The 12,986-nt window shown below is 65.0% G+C and carries 9 protein-coding genes; 6 read left to right on the forward strand and 3 right to left on the reverse strand.

Annotated elements, in window-relative coordinates:
* Positions 1-10: 10 nt before the first annotated feature.
* Positions 11-190 carry an SAP domain-containing protein gene (locus KP001_RS16075; protein WP_217286595.1) on the reverse strand — a complete coding sequence of 60 codons (180 nt, stop codon included), beginning with the start codon at positions 188-190 and terminating at the stop codon, positions 11-13.
* A gap of 144 nt (positions 191-334) precedes the next feature.
* On the opposite strand from KP001_RS16075, the gene ligD reads away from it, so the two are divergent.
* Both ligD and KP001_RS16085 read left to right on the forward strand, forming a co-directional pair.
* Positions 335-2,905, forward strand: a complete 2,571-nt coding sequence (gene ligD, locus KP001_RS16080; RefSeq protein ID WP_217286596.1) for a DNA ligase D — start codon at positions 335-337, stop codon at positions 2,903-2,905.
* Between the two features lie 185 nt (positions 2,906-3,090).
* Positions 3,091-3,267, forward strand: coding sequence for a DUF1328 family protein (locus KP001_RS16085; protein ID WP_183344353.1), 177 nt, complete (start codon positions 3,091-3,093; stop codon positions 3,265-3,267).
* Positions 3,268-3,344: 77 nt separating this feature from the next.
* On the opposite strand, the gene KP001_RS16090 is transcribed toward KP001_RS16085, so the two are convergent.
* Together KP001_RS16090 and KP001_RS16095 are read right to left on the reverse strand one after the other, a co-directional pair.
* A complete protein-coding gene (locus tag KP001_RS16090; RefSeq protein WP_217286597.1) occupies positions 3,345-4,217 on the reverse strand; it encodes an ADP-polyphosphate phosphotransferase in 873 nt (290 codons plus the stop codon).
* 210 nt (positions 4,218-4,427) lie between these two features.
* Positions 4,428-6,218, reverse strand: a complete 1,791-nt coding sequence (locus tag KP001_RS16095; RefSeq protein WP_217286598.1) for a thiamine pyrophosphate-requiring protein — start codon at positions 6,216-6,218, stop codon at positions 4,428-4,430.
* Positions 6,219-6,419: 201 nt separating this feature from the next.
* Between KP001_RS16095 and KP001_RS16100 the strand changes: the two genes are divergently transcribed.
* The 4 genes from KP001_RS16100 (at position 6,420) to KP001_RS16115 (ending at position 12,888) form a co-directional block, all read left to right on the forward strand.
* On the forward strand, positions 6,420-9,314 hold the full coding sequence (locus tag KP001_RS16100; RefSeq protein ID WP_217286599.1) for a 4Fe-4S dicluster domain-containing protein: 2,895 nt from the start codon (positions 6,420-6,422) through the stop codon (positions 9,312-9,314).
* 88 nt (positions 9,315-9,402) lie between these two features.
* Positions 9,403-11,277 (forward strand): quinol:electron acceptor oxidoreductase subunit ActD, encoded by a 1,875-nt coding sequence (locus KP001_RS16105; RefSeq protein WP_239027806.1) that lies wholly within the window; start codon positions 9,403-9,405, stop codon positions 11,275-11,277.
* On the forward strand, positions 11,264-12,319 hold the full coding sequence (locus KP001_RS16110; RefSeq protein ID WP_217286601.1) for a hypothetical protein: 1,056 nt from the start codon (positions 11,264-11,266) through the stop codon (positions 12,317-12,319). The genes KP001_RS16105 and KP001_RS16110 overlap by 14 nt, the downstream gene beginning before the upstream one ends.
* Entirely contained in the window at positions 12,316-12,888 is a 573-nt protein-coding gene (locus KP001_RS16115) for a cytochrome c3 family protein (protein WP_217286602.1), read from the forward strand. The genes KP001_RS16110 and KP001_RS16115 overlap by 4 nt, the downstream gene beginning before the upstream one ends.
* The last annotated feature ends 98 nt before the right edge of the window (positions 12,889-12,986 follow it).

The raw sequence follows: 12,986 nt of genomic DNA on the forward strand, positions 1-12,986 counted from the left end.
AGGATGGTTGTCAGTTGCAGTCCTCCGCCCAGAGGCAGCCCCCCTGGCCGCACTGTGAGGACTGCCCCGAATCGAAACACGCGAGATTCCCTTCTTTGCTTTGGATCAGGCGGATCAATTCGCCTTTTTTCAGCTTCCCGCAGGGGATGTTCATCCTTTGGGCTATTTCCTTGATGTCCTGGACCTTCATGCTTCTTCTCCTTTCTGGTGCCCTGTCCGGGCTGGATAGGCCAAAATTGGCAACGCCTAATAATCTAGCCGCCGCTCTCATTTTGTCAATCTCACGGTTCCTGCCGCTGTGATAGACTCATGTGCAGCCAAAGGAGGTAGTCTCATGGGACTGGAGGAGTATCAGCGCAAGAGGGACCTGAGTAAAACGCCCGAGCCGCATGGCAAAGGCGGCCGTTCCGTGAGGGAATGGCGTTTCGTGGTCCACAAGCACGCGGCCTCCCACCTGCATTACGATTTTCGCCTGGAGATGGACGGGGTGCTGAAGAGTTGGGCGATACCCAAGGGGCCGTCGCTCGATCCGTCGGTGAAGCGTCTCGCCATGATGGTCGAGGATCACCCGTACGAGTACGGCGATTTCGAGGGGGTGATCCCGAAAGGGAACTACGGCGCCGGCGAGGTGATCATCTGGGATGCCGGGACCTTCCATGCCGCCGGGAGTGAGGACCCGGAACAGGGTCTCGAGCTTTTGCGCGAGGGGCTGCGCAAAGGGGACCTGAAGTTCGTCCTGCACGGCGAGAAGCTGAACGGAGAGTTCGCCCTGGTGCGCATCAAGAGCGACAAGGGGAATTCCTGGCTCCTGATCAAGAAGCACGACCGCTTTGCCGGCAGCGACGACGTGACGCGGCTGGAGCGCTCGGTGGTGAGTAACGCCACCATCGAGGACGTCCGGGCGGGCAGGATGCCGCAGCGCCCGCCAGTCCGACTGAGTGTGTCGGACCAGCCGGACATGACCGGCGCTTCCCCGCTCGCCCTCATGCCGCGCCAGCTCGCCCCGATGCTGGCCACCTCCGCCGCCGAGCCCTTCGACGACCCGGACTGGCTCTTCGAAATCAAGCTGGACGGCTACCGCGCCATCGCGGAAGTCGCCGGCCAGGACGTGGCGCTCTACTCGCGCAACAACCTATCCTTCAACAAGAAGTTCCCCACCGTGGTGGCGGCGCTCGCCTCCCTCGGTGTCGAGGCGGTCTTCGACGGCGAGGTGGTGGTGCTGGACGAAACCGGCCGCTCCTATTTCCAACTGCTGCAGAACTACCAGCGCACCGGCCGCGGCAACATAGCCTACTTCATCTTCGACCTCCTCTACCTGAGCGGCGAAGACCTGCGCAACCGGCCGCTGCTCGCCCGCAAGGAAAGATTGCGCGCCCTGCTTCCCGACCTCCCCGACCTCCGCTACAGCGACCACGTCATGGAGTCGGGCAAGGAGTTCTTCGAGCTCGCGCGCCAGAACAACCTGGAGGGAATCCTGGCCAAGCGCGCCGCGAGCCTGTACCAGGCCGGGAAAAGGAGCAGGGAGTGGCTGAAAATCAAGGTGCGACTGCAGCAGGAGGCGGTCATCTGCGGCTTCACCCAGCCGCGCCGCAGCCGGAAAGGGCTCGGGGCACTGGTGCTCGGGGTCTACGAGGACGACCGGCTAGTCTGCATCGGCTTCGCCGGAGGAGGGTTTGACGAGGCGGGTCTCAAGGAGATGTACGACCTGCTGCAGCCGCTGGTGCAAGACGGATCACCGTTCCAGCAACCGGTCAAGTCCGACATGCCGATCACGTGGGTGCGGCCGGAACTGGTCTGCGAGGTGGAGTTCTCCGAATGGACCGACGAGAACGTGATGCGCCAACCGGTATACCTGGGACTGAGGGAGGACAAGGAACCGAAGAGCGTGGTGCGCGAGATGGTCGCCTCCCCCCCGGCGCCGCCGCAGCGCGCCGCCGATGCGCCCCCCCCTATCCTTCCGCGTCAGGCGGGCGGCAAAGGGGCGAGCGGTAAGAAAGGGCAGGAAGAAATCATTATCCTGGACGGCCACCGGCTCGAGCTTTCCAACCTTGACAAGGTGTTCTGGCCGGACCAGGGGTACACCAAGGGTGACGTCATCAACTACTACCGGAGCGTGGCCCACGCCATGCTCCCCCACCTGGTCGACCGTCCGGAGTCCCTGTACCGCACCCCCAACGGCATCGCCGGCCCCGGTTTCTTCCAGAAGGAGGCGGGCGAGCTGCCCCCTTCCTGGATCACCACCCGCGAGATCTACTCCAAGCACGTGGACAAGAACATCAAGTTCTTCGTCTGCCAAGACGAGGCGACCCTGGTCTACATGGCCAACCTCGGCTGCATCGAAATCAACCCATGGCTGTCACGCCTGCAGCACCTCGACTACCCGGACTACTTCGTCATCGACCTCGACCCCGAGGACATCCCCTTCGCGAAGGTAATCGAGACGGCGCTGGCGGTCCGGGAGGTGCTTGACCGGGCCGGCGCCGTCAGCTTCCCCAAGACCTCCGGCGCAACCGGGATCCACATCTACGTTCCGCTGGGTGCCAGGTATGACTACGATGCCGCCGTCGAGTTCGCCCGGGTCATCGCCACCTTGGTGCACCACAAGGCCCCCGACTTCACCAGCATCCTGCGCAGCCCCAAACTGCGGCAGAAAAAGGTCTACCTCGACTACCTGCAGAACAAGCCGGGACAGACCCTGGCGGCACCCTACAGCATCCGCCCCAGGCCCGGGGCGACCGTGTCGACCCCGCTTACGTGGGAGGAGGTGAACCCAGGCCTCGACCCCGGCCGGTTCACCATCGCCACCATGCCGGGACGGCTGGAGCAGCTGGGGGACCTGTTCGCGGGGGTGCTGGGGCCGGGAATCGATCTGGAGCAGTGCATCGAAAACCTGGAGCGGGGGTAGGCAGAGGCAATCGACAAGGGATAAGCTGCGAACGACTGGGGACGCGCAACGGGAGCGGCATCCATGGCTCATGAGGGGGGGACGCCACCCTTAAAAATTAAAAAAATACAAGATTTAAAACCCGATCCTTCCCATGATACACTTTGTATAAGGAAGTTAATGAGTATCGAGGGAGGTGAACGACCATGTTACGTTGGGCCATCATATTTTTCATCATCGCCGTAATTGCCGCCGTGTTCGGCTTCGGTGGTATCGCAACAGCGGCAGCCGGTATCGCCAAACTGCTCTTCTACCTGTTCCTGGTGGTCGCAGTGGTTATGCTGGTGGCAGGCCTTCTGGCAGGACGGAGCATTACACGATGACAAACCTGGCACGACTTTCAATCAAGGCGGCGTAAGCCGCCTTTTGTTGTTCTCCACGTAAAGCCGTCCGCAACGGATCACGATTTCACCAACTCCTCGCGGATGGCGAGCAACTCCCGCCGTTTTTCTTCCGATGTTTCCGGGTAGTTCATCTGCAGCTCTTCCAGCAGGTCTACGACCACCTGGGCCACGATAAGCCGCGCGTTTTTCTTGACGTCCGCAGGCACCACGTACCATGGCGCATCCTTGCTGCTGGTGGCACCCAGGCAATCCTCGTAGGCACCCATGTACTGCTTCCAGAGCTTGCGCTCCTCTATGTCATCCCGGTTGAATTTCCAGTTCTTCTCCGGGTTGTCGATCCGCTCCAGGAACCGCTTGCGCTGCTCCTCCTTGGAGATGTGCAGGAAGAACTTGATGATGCGGGTGCCGTTTCTGGTCAGGTGCGCTTCCAGGTCGTTCATGGAACGGAGGCGGTCGCGCCAGATGTTCTTCTTCGTCGACAGTTCGTCCGGAAGGTTTTCCGCCGCGAGGATTTCCGGGTGCACCCGGACGATAAGCACCTCCTCGTAGTACGAACGGTTGAAGATGCCGATGCGGCCCCGCTCCGGCAGGCGCCTGATGCTGCGCCAGAGGAAATCGTGGTCCAGTTCCTCGGGGCTTGGGTGTTTGAAAGAGTACACCTCGCACCCCTGCGGGTTGATCCCCGAGAGGACGTGCTTGATCATGCTGTCCTTGCCGGCGGCGTCCATGGCCTGGAAGATGAGCAGGATGGACCAGCTGTTATTCGCATAGAGCAGCCCCTGCAGGGTGCTCAGCCGTTCGATCTGTTCGTTCAGAAGCTCCTGGTACTGTTCCTTGGAGTGGTAAAAAGGGGGGACCGAGGTAGGCCACTGCTTCAGCTCCACCTTGTCCTTTGGTTTCACCCGAAATTGCCCGGTCGAGATCTTCATCCACGCCTCCTTTCCGACGACACCTGTTGAGGCTAACGCAGATTGCCAGCTTTTCAATGAGAGGCCGAAACCGCACCCCCTCATTGGTTGGTGACTTCGGATGGGGGAGCGGGAGAGTTGGGACGAACAAGGGACCGTCCCCTGCGGACCGGTCCCCCGTGATCGTCGTTCATCGCCAATGGTCCATCGTCAATTATCCATCGATCTCAGTCACTTCTCGCTTCTGGCCAGCAGCGTCGACATCATCTGTTTCGCCGACTGCGTCACGATGCCCCCCAGATTCGGGTCCCCCTTGAAGAGCGAGGAGAGGAGCCCCTTCGCCTGGTCGAAGGTGATGTGCGGCGGCAGCGGCGGCACGTCCGGGTCGCAGCGGGCATCGATCACCACCGGCCGGTTGGCGGAGAGCGCCGTCCTCCAGGCCGAGCGAATCTGCTCCGGGTCATCCAGCTGGATCCCGTCCAGCCCCAGCATCTCGGCATACCCCGCGTAGGGGAACTCCGGGATGTCCTGGGAGGCGCTGAATTTGGCGTCGCCATTCATGACGCGCTGCTCCCAGGTCACCTGGTTCAGATCGCCGTTATTGAGGACCAGGACCACCAGCTGCGGATTGCTCCATTCTTTCCAATACTTGGCGATGTTCACCAGGCCGTTGATCCCCTGCATCTGCATGGCCCCGTCCCCGACCATGGCGATCACCGGCCGGTCCGGGTAGTTCATCTTGGCAGCGACGGCGTAGGGAACCCCCGGGCACATCGTGGCGAGTCCGCCCGACAGGGAGGCCATCATCCCCGCCCGCACCTTGAGATCCCGTGCATACCAGTTGGCTGCCGAACCGGAGTCGCAGGTCAGGATGCAGTTGTCGGGAAGCTGGGCGGAAAGCTCCCAGAACAGGCGCTGCGGGTTGATCGGGTTCGCCTCGACCTTGGCGCGGGCCTCCAGGACCTCCCACCACTCGGCAACGCCCTTTTCGATCCCCTCGCGCCATCCGCGATCCTGCTTCTGCTCGAGAAGCGGTATGAGCGCCCGCAGGGTCAGCCTCGCGTCCCCCTGCAGGTTCACCTCCATGGGATAGCGCAGGCCGAGCATCCTCGGGCTTATATCGATCTGAACCGCGCGCGCCTGCCCTTCCTTGGGCAGGAATTCGGCATAGGGGAATCCGCTGCCGATCATGAGCAGGGTGTCGCACTCCTTCATCATCTCCCAGCTCGGCTTGGTGCCCAAAAGACCTATGGAACCGGTGACGTAGGGAAGCGTGTCCGGCAGCACCGCCTTGCCCAGAAGCGCCTTGGCCACCCCCGCCCCCAGCTTCTCGGCGGCTATGGCGACCTCCTCGCCCGCCCCGAGCGCTCCGGCGCCCACCAGCATGGCCACCTTCTTCCCGGCATTCAAGATGTCGGCGGCACGTTTCAAATCGTCGCGGGCCGGCATGATCTCGGGCCGGGTGAAGCCCAGGCCGGTGAAGGTCGAGCCGTGCTTGCGCACCGGCGACGGGACAGCGTCCATCTCCTGCACGTCGGTCGGGAGAATGACGCAGGTGACGGTGCGCTCGGCCAGGGCAATGCGGATGGCACGGTCGATCAGTTGCCGGACCTGCTCGGCGCTGCTGGCCATGTGCACGTAGTGGTGGGCCACGTCCTTGAACAACGAGATGAGATCGACCTCCTGCTGGTAATCCGCGCCGAGCGCCGTTGTCGACTGCTGTCCCACGATGGCCACCACGGGCTGGTGGTCCAGCTTGGCGTCGTAGAGACCGTTCAGAAGGTGTATCGCCCCCGGACCGGAGGTCGCGATGCAGACCCCGACCTCGCCGGTGAACTTGGCGTGCGCGCAGGCCATGAAGGCGGCCTCCTCCTCGTGGCGGGTCTGGATGAAGGAAACCTTCTCCTTTTCACGGTTCAAGGCGCCCATCACGCCGTTGATGCCGTCGCCCGGGTAGCCGTATATCTTGCGCACCCCCCAGTCGTAGAGACGTTGCACCAGGTAATCGCTGGCAGTTGTCATGAGACCTCCCCGTTCATTAGATTTAATTTTTTTAATCAACCCTAACAGTCTAGGAACCGGACCTTCTTTGTCAACAGCGCCCGCCTCGATTCACCACCCGAGGCTTGACAAGAACATCCGCCTTGATAAATAAGGTTAATCTTTTTTCATCTTGGTTTTCATTGAAGCAACGAGGCAACCAGAACCGTCCGGGGGCTGCCGATGTCCGAGATGTCCAGACGCACCTTCTTATGGATCACGGGGGGGAGCAGCATAGCGCTGGCGACCGATACGCCGCGCAAGCTGGTCAACAAGCTGATCCCCAAGGTGACCCCACCCGAGGAAATCTCCCCCGGCGACTGGACCTATTACGCCACGACCTGCCGTGAATGCCCCGCCGGCTGCGGCATGCACGTCGCCAACCGGGATGGTCGCGCCACCAAGGCCGAAGGTAATCCCGGGCACCCGGTGAACCGGGGCGCGCTCTGCCCGCGCGGGCAATCCTCGCTGCAGGGGCTCTTCGACCCCGACCGGGTCACCAGGGTGCTCTACCGCAGCGGGAGGAAGCTCCGGGAAAAGAGCTGGCAGGAGGCGTTCACCTCCATCTCCACGCGGCTCGCCTCCGGAGGAAGGGTGGCGCTGCTGTCCAGCCTGCAGACCGGGGCTCTGGCCGAGGTGCTGCACGCCTTCACCGCCACCTTCGGCTCCGACCGGCTCCTCTTCTACGAGCCCTTCAACTACGAATCCCTGCGCGCCGCCCATCAGCAGCTCTTCGGTCTCCCGGTGATCCCCCGCTACGACCTGGAGGGGAGCGACTTCATCCTGAGCTTCGCGGCGGACTTCCTGGAAACCTGGGGGTCGCCAGTGCGCCAGGCCCGGCAGTTCTCCGACGCTCGCGGCTACCGGGAAGGCGAGTCCCCCGCGCGGATGGCCTACCTCGGGCCGCGCCTATCCATGACCGCGAGCAACGCGGACCGCTTCGTCCAGGCTTCCCCGGAGCAGATCCCGGTGCTGGCGGCGGCCCTGCTCAAGGTCGTACTGGACCGCGGCTGGTACAGGAACGATCCGGGGCCGGTCCGGCCCGCGCTCGACGCGCTGATTAAATCCTCCCCGCTCCCCGCGCTGGACCAGGAGCTCCTGGTCACGCTGGCACGGGAATTCACCTCGGCACGCCGCCCAGTCGCCCTGACGGGTCCCCAGTATGCCGGCGGCTCCGCCGGGACCGATACCGCTCTCTGTGTGGCCCTTCTCAACTACGCCGTCGGGGCGATCGGCACCACGGTTGACTTTTCCCGTCCCCATGCCCTGAGCCTCAGCGCCCGCGCGGCTGAGCTCGACCTGTTCTTTGCCTCCCTGGGCCCGCAAGACGTCCTCTTCGTCCTCGACGCGAACCCCGCCTACTGCAGGACGGGAGCGGCGGAGCAGATGACACGGGCCGGGATGGTGGTGTACCTCGGGACCCAGTTGGACGAGACGGCGGAACTGGCGCGCTGGGTTCTCCCCACAGACACCCCGCTGGAATCATGGGGCGAATATCAGCCGGAACCGGGGGTGGACGGCCTGATGCAACCGGTGATGGGGCGTCTCCATGACACCCGCGGCGCGGGCGACATCCTCATCGCACTGGCCCGGCTGGCCGGCAGGCCGCTCAAAACCGCGCGCGGAACGGCGCCCGCCGATCTGCTGGCGTGGTTGAAGGAGAGGCGCGGCTTGAGCGGCGGGGAGCAGGCGGAGCAGGCCTGGCAGGCGGCGCTCAGGAAAGGCGGAGCCTGGCAGGAAACCCCGCCTCCCGCGGGGACGGGGCCCGCCCCCAATCTGGCGGGGTTTTCCTTGCACGCGCCGCTCCCGGGGCCGGCGCGTGCCGAGGATGTGGAGCTTTGGCCATGGGCATCCATCATGCTGTACGACGGGCGCCAGGCCAACCGGGGATGGCTGCAGGAAGCGCCTGACCCGATCACCTTCATCGTCTGGGGGAACTGGATCGACCTGCATCCGAAGAAGGCTGCCCTCCTCGGCATCGAGGATGGGGACCTGGCGCAGCTAACCAGCCACGCCGGGTCGCTGCGCGCGCCGGTCCGCCTGACCCGGGAAGTGGAAGAGCGGACCGCGGCCATCGGCCTGGGCCAGGGGCACAGCGCCCTCGGCCAGAACGCGAGGGGAGTCGGCTCCAACGTCTTTCTCCTGCTCGACGCCGTCCAGCGGGCCGGCTTCTTCACCCCCTGCCGGGTCAGCCGGGTGGCTGGCAACGCCCCCCGCCCCATCCGGACGGCACTGCAAAGGGAGCAGTTGCACCGCGACCTGCTCCAGTCGGTGCCGCTGTCGGTACTGCGTTCCGGCAATGCGCCGCCGGAAGCCTTCGACCTCCCGCTCCCGGAAGGGTACCACGAGGACCACGACCTCTACCCGAGGCACGAACATCTCAAGCACCGCTGGGCCATGGTGGTCGACCTGCAGCGCTGCATCGGCTGCGGGGCCTGCGCCGTCGCCTGCTACGCCGAGAACAACGTCCCGGTGATCGGCCCGGAGCTGGTGGCGGACGGCCGGGAGATGGCGTGGCTGCGCGTTCCCCCTTACCGCGTCCCCGGGAGCCCCTGGCGCTACGCCTGGCTGCCGCTGCACTGCCAGCATTGCGACGCCGCACCGTGCGAGCCGGTCTGCCCCGTCTTCGCCGCCGTGCACAACGAGGAGGGGCTGAACGCCCAGATCTACAACCGCTGCATCGGCACCCGCTACTGTTCCAACAACTGCCCCTACAAGGTGCGCCGCTTCAACTGGGTGAACCTGGAATGGAGAAAGCCCCTGGACCTGCAGCTCAACCCCGAGGTGACCGTGCGCCAGCGCGGCGTCATGGAGAAGTGCACCTTCTGCGTGCAGCGCATCCGGCAGGCGCAGTACCGGGCCGCGCGGGAGGGGCGCAAGCTCAAGGACGGCGAGGTGGTGCCTGCCTGCGCCCAGACCTGCCCGGCGCGCGTCTTCACCTTCGGTGACCTTCTCGACCCCGGCGCCCAGGTGACCAGGCTGACCAGAGGCGACCCGCGCCGCTACCACCTGCTGCATGAGCTGAACACCAAGCCCGCAGTGACATTTCTGCGAAGAGTGGAGAACGACGTGGTCTGACAAGTCTGACTGGTCTGACTCGGACCGGTCGGACATGTCCGACCAGTCTGACCAGTCTGACCGTCCGACATCAGACAAAGGAGCGCCTGTGCCGCCAAGCTACGGCCAAATCAACGACGACGTCCTGAACGCCATGGAAAAGCCGGGCTACGCGTTCTACCTTGCAGTGGTCTCGCTGGCCGGGCTGGTGGGGCTCGCGGCGCTCTGCCTGATGTACCAGGTCCAGGCGGGGATGGGGGTCACCGGTCTGAACCGCCCCGTCGGCTGGGCGGTCTATATCACCAACTTCGTCTTCTGGGTCGGTATCGCCCACTCCGGAACTCTGATCTCGGCGATCCTCTACCTCATGCGCGCCAAGTGGCGCGACGCCGTGTCGCGCTCGGCCGAGGCGATGACCATCTTCGCGGTCATGACGGCCGGGCTCTTCCCGCTCATCCACCTGGGGCGGCTGTGGGCGGTCTACTACATCATCCCCTACCCGTCGCAACGCCAGATCTGGCCCAACTTCGTGAGCCCCCTGGTATGGGACGTCCTCGCCGTCTCCACCTACTTCACCGTGAGCCTCATCTTCTGGTACATCGGCATGATCCCGGACCTCGCGGCGGCGCGGGACCGCTACCGCTCGGAACTGGGCCCGGAGCACGTGAAAAGCCGAATCTACCGCGCGCTGTCGCTCGGCTGGTCCGGCTCGGGGACCCAGTGGCACCACTACGGCCGCTCCTACCTCTTCTTCGCCGCCCTGGCGACACCGCTGGTGGTCTCGGTGCATTCGGTGGTCTCCTGGGATTTCGCGATGAGCCTCCTGCCGGGATGGCACAGCGCCATCTTCCCCCCCTACTTCGTGGCAGGCGCCATCCACTCGGGCCTCGCCATGGTGCTCACCCTGCTGATACCGATGCGCAAACTCCTGCACCTCGAGCGCCTCATCGAGATGCACCACTTCGAGATGCTGGCGAAGACCATCATCCTCACCGCGACCATCGTCGGCTACGCCTACGGCGTGGAGGCCTTCATCGCCTGGTACTCGGGGGACCTGGTCGAATGGCAGAACCACAAGTGGCGCATGTTCGGGCCGGTGGCCTGGATGTACTGGCTCTGCGTGGTCTGCAACGTGCTGATCCCCTGGCTCTTCGTGTTCAGGCGCATGCGCACGCACTACCTGTCTCTGTTCGTCATATCGCTCCTGGTCAACCTGGGGATGTGGTTCGAGAGGCTCATGCTCATCTACACCGCCCAGGCGCACGACTTCCTCCCCCACAACTTCGGGCGCTACCTTCCCACCTGGGTGGAGCTGGGGATCACGGCCGGTTCCTTCGGCTTCTTCTTCCTCTTCTTCATCCTCTTCACGAGGGGGCTCCCGACCGTGCCGCTCAGCGAGCTGAAGGAGCACATAGCCCAGAAGGAGATCCCCCCTACTCCCAAACCGTGCCAGCACCGGGTCGGCCAGAGGCTGCCGCAGCATCGCCCCAGCGTCCTCGCCGTCTTCTCCAACGCCGGCAATCTCCTTGACGCCGCGAAGTCCTGCTGCGACAGCGGGTTCGAGGTGATGGAAACCTTCTCGCCGGTGAAGCTCGAGCCGCTCACGGAGATCCTGAAACTGAAAAAGAGCCCCGTGCGGTTCTTCACCCTGGTGGGCGCCCTGTGCGGCCTCGCCGGCGGCTTCTGGCTCGCCGGTGGCACCGCCCTGGTGAACAGCCTGACCGTGGGGGGAAAACCTCCCCTGTCCTGGATCCCGTTTTGCGTGGTCGGCTTCGAGGGGACCATCCTCCTGGGAAGCCTGGCGAACCTCCTGGGGCTCGCGCTTTTCGCCCGCTTGTTCCGCCTGGAAACGCGCCCCTGCTACGACCCGCGCTTCTCGCGCGACAAGTTCGGCCTGCTGGTGAGCTGCGGCCCCGACCAAATCGAGCTGCTGAAGGAGCGGCTCTCCCCCGCGCGGCCGGAGGAACTCCATGTCCACCAGTAAGCGCCCCAGCGCCAGGTTCTGGCTGCCGTTCTGGCTTCTCCTGGCCGTCGCCGGGGTGACGCTGTGGGCCGTTTCGGTCCACGACGCCGGGGAAGCGCGGGCGTGGCGCTCGCTGCTGGTCAACTTCCTGTTCTTCACCTCCCTGGCCGGCGGGATGATGGTTTGGCCGCCGCTGGTGGCGACCTGCAACGCACGGTGGCACCTGAACGCCGAACGCCTCGCCAGCGCCGGCATCGCCTTCGCGCTCCCCTCGCTGGCCGCCCTCATCCTGCTCTGGGCGACCAACGGGGAATGGGGACCCTGGCGCGGCATCCACTACTCCCAGGGGAGCTGGCTGCGTCCGGGATTCCTGTTCGGGCGGGACCTGGCGGCGCTGGCCCTGTTCTGGGGCATGGGGGCCTACCACCTGCGGCGCCGGCGCGAAGGGGAAGGAGAACGCCTCGGAACCGTGCTGGTGCTCGTTTACTGCCTGGTGTTCTCCCTGCTCGGCTTCGACCTGGTCATGGCGCTCGACCCGTACTGGTACAGTAACCTCGCCGGCGGCTACTTCTTCATGTCCGGGCTCTACATCGCCATCACCTGCTGGGCGCTTCTCGCCGCGCAGCATCCGGCGGCGGAACCGGACCTGCTGCACGACCTGGGAAAGCTGATGGTGGCCTTCAGCCTGATGACCACGTACCTCATGTACGCGCACCTCTTGCCGTTTTGGTACGAGAACCTCCCCCGCGAGGTCCGCTTCGTGGTCCCTCGCCTGCACGGGCCACAGTGGGCACCGGTGAGCACCTTCCTGCTGGCCCTGGTCTATTTCGGGCCGCTGGTGCTGCTTCTGCCCATCCGCGCCAAGCGCAGCCGCCGGGCACTCGGCGCGATCTCCTTCCTCGTTCTCTGCGGGCTGTGGGTCGAGCGCTGGTGGCTGGTGGCGCCGACCTTCGAGCAGACGCCCCGGCTCGGGCTCCCCGAGCTTTCCCTTGCCGCCGGCTTCGCCGGGGTGCTCGGGCTCGGCATGACCTGGATGCGCCGGGGTAAGGGGGGAAGGCCATGACGCCGTCCACCGGGAAAGATCTGAAGACGGGGAATGGGGAGCAGCCGCAACGCGCCTGGAGGCCGCTTTGGGCCAACGTCGTTGCCGCCGGGGTGATCCTATGCGCCGCGGCTGCCGCACTCATCTACCTGGACCGGCTCTACCCGGTGGGGCTCGGCCCGCGCCAGCCCATCCCGTTCAGCCACAGGGTGCACGCGGGCATAAAGCACATCAGCTGCTTCATGTGCCACGACAGCGTGACCCGCTCGTCGCGGGCCGGCATACCGCCGCTGCAGACCTGCCTGCTCTGCCACGCCCGCATCATCCGCACCTACCCGTACATCGCCCGGTTGCGGGAGCAGGCGGCGCGGAACCAGCCGGTGGTCTGGCAGCGGGTCAACTGGCTGCCGGAATTCGTCTACTTCGACCACTCCATGCATCTGCGGCGCGGCGTCGACTGCAGCCACTGCCACGGCGACGTCCGGCAGATGGACCGGGTGGCGGGGGCGGTGAAGTTCGAGATGGGCTTTTGCATCCAGTGCCACCGGGACAACCGGGTCACCCACGATTGCTTCGTCTGCCACAGGTAAACCGGCGCCCTCCCGACCTCCCCCCGGAGGGGGAGGTCGGGAGGGGGGATGGAAGCGCATGCTTCCCCCTCCCCAACCCTCCCCCTCCGGGGGAGGGA

Origin of the sequence: Geomonas subterranea, assembly GCF_019063845.1 — a bacterium.
Taxonomy (GTDB): Bacteria; Desulfobacterota; Desulfuromonadia; order Geobacterales; family Geobacteraceae; genus Geomonas; species Geomonas subterranea.

What these genes read in the sequence shown, in the direction of transcription:
- KP001_RS16115 (WP_217286602.1), top strand. Translation starts at nt 12,316, where the DNA reads ATGACGCCGTCCACCGGGAAAGATCTGAAGACGGGGAATGGGGAGCAG.
- KP001_RS16085 (WP_183344353.1), top strand. Translation starts at nt 3,091, where the DNA reads ATGTTACGTTGGGCCATCATATTTTTCATCATCGCCGTAATTGCCGCC.
- KP001_RS16100 (WP_217286599.1), top strand. Translation starts at nt 6,420, where the DNA reads ATGTCCGAGATGTCCAGACGCACCTTCTTATGGATCACGGGGGGGAGC.
- KP001_RS16075 (WP_217286595.1), bottom strand. Translation starts at nt 190, where the DNA reads ATGAAGGTCCAGGACATCAAGGAAATAGCCCAAAGGATGAACATCCCC.
- KP001_RS16090 (WP_217286597.1), bottom strand. Translation starts at nt 4,217, where the DNA reads ATGAAGATCTCGACCGGGCAATTTCGGGTGAAACCAAAGGACAAGGTG.
- ligD (WP_217286596.1), top strand. Translation starts at nt 335, where the DNA reads ATGGGACTGGAGGAGTATCAGCGCAAGAGGGACCTGAGTAAAACGCCC.
- KP001_RS16095 (WP_217286598.1), bottom strand. Translation starts at nt 6,218, where the DNA reads ATGACAACTGCCAGCGATTACCTGGTGCAACGTCTCTACGACTGGGGG.
- KP001_RS16110 (WP_217286601.1), top strand. Translation starts at nt 11,264, where the DNA reads ATGTCCACCAGTAAGCGCCCCAGCGCCAGGTTCTGGCTGCCGTTCTGG.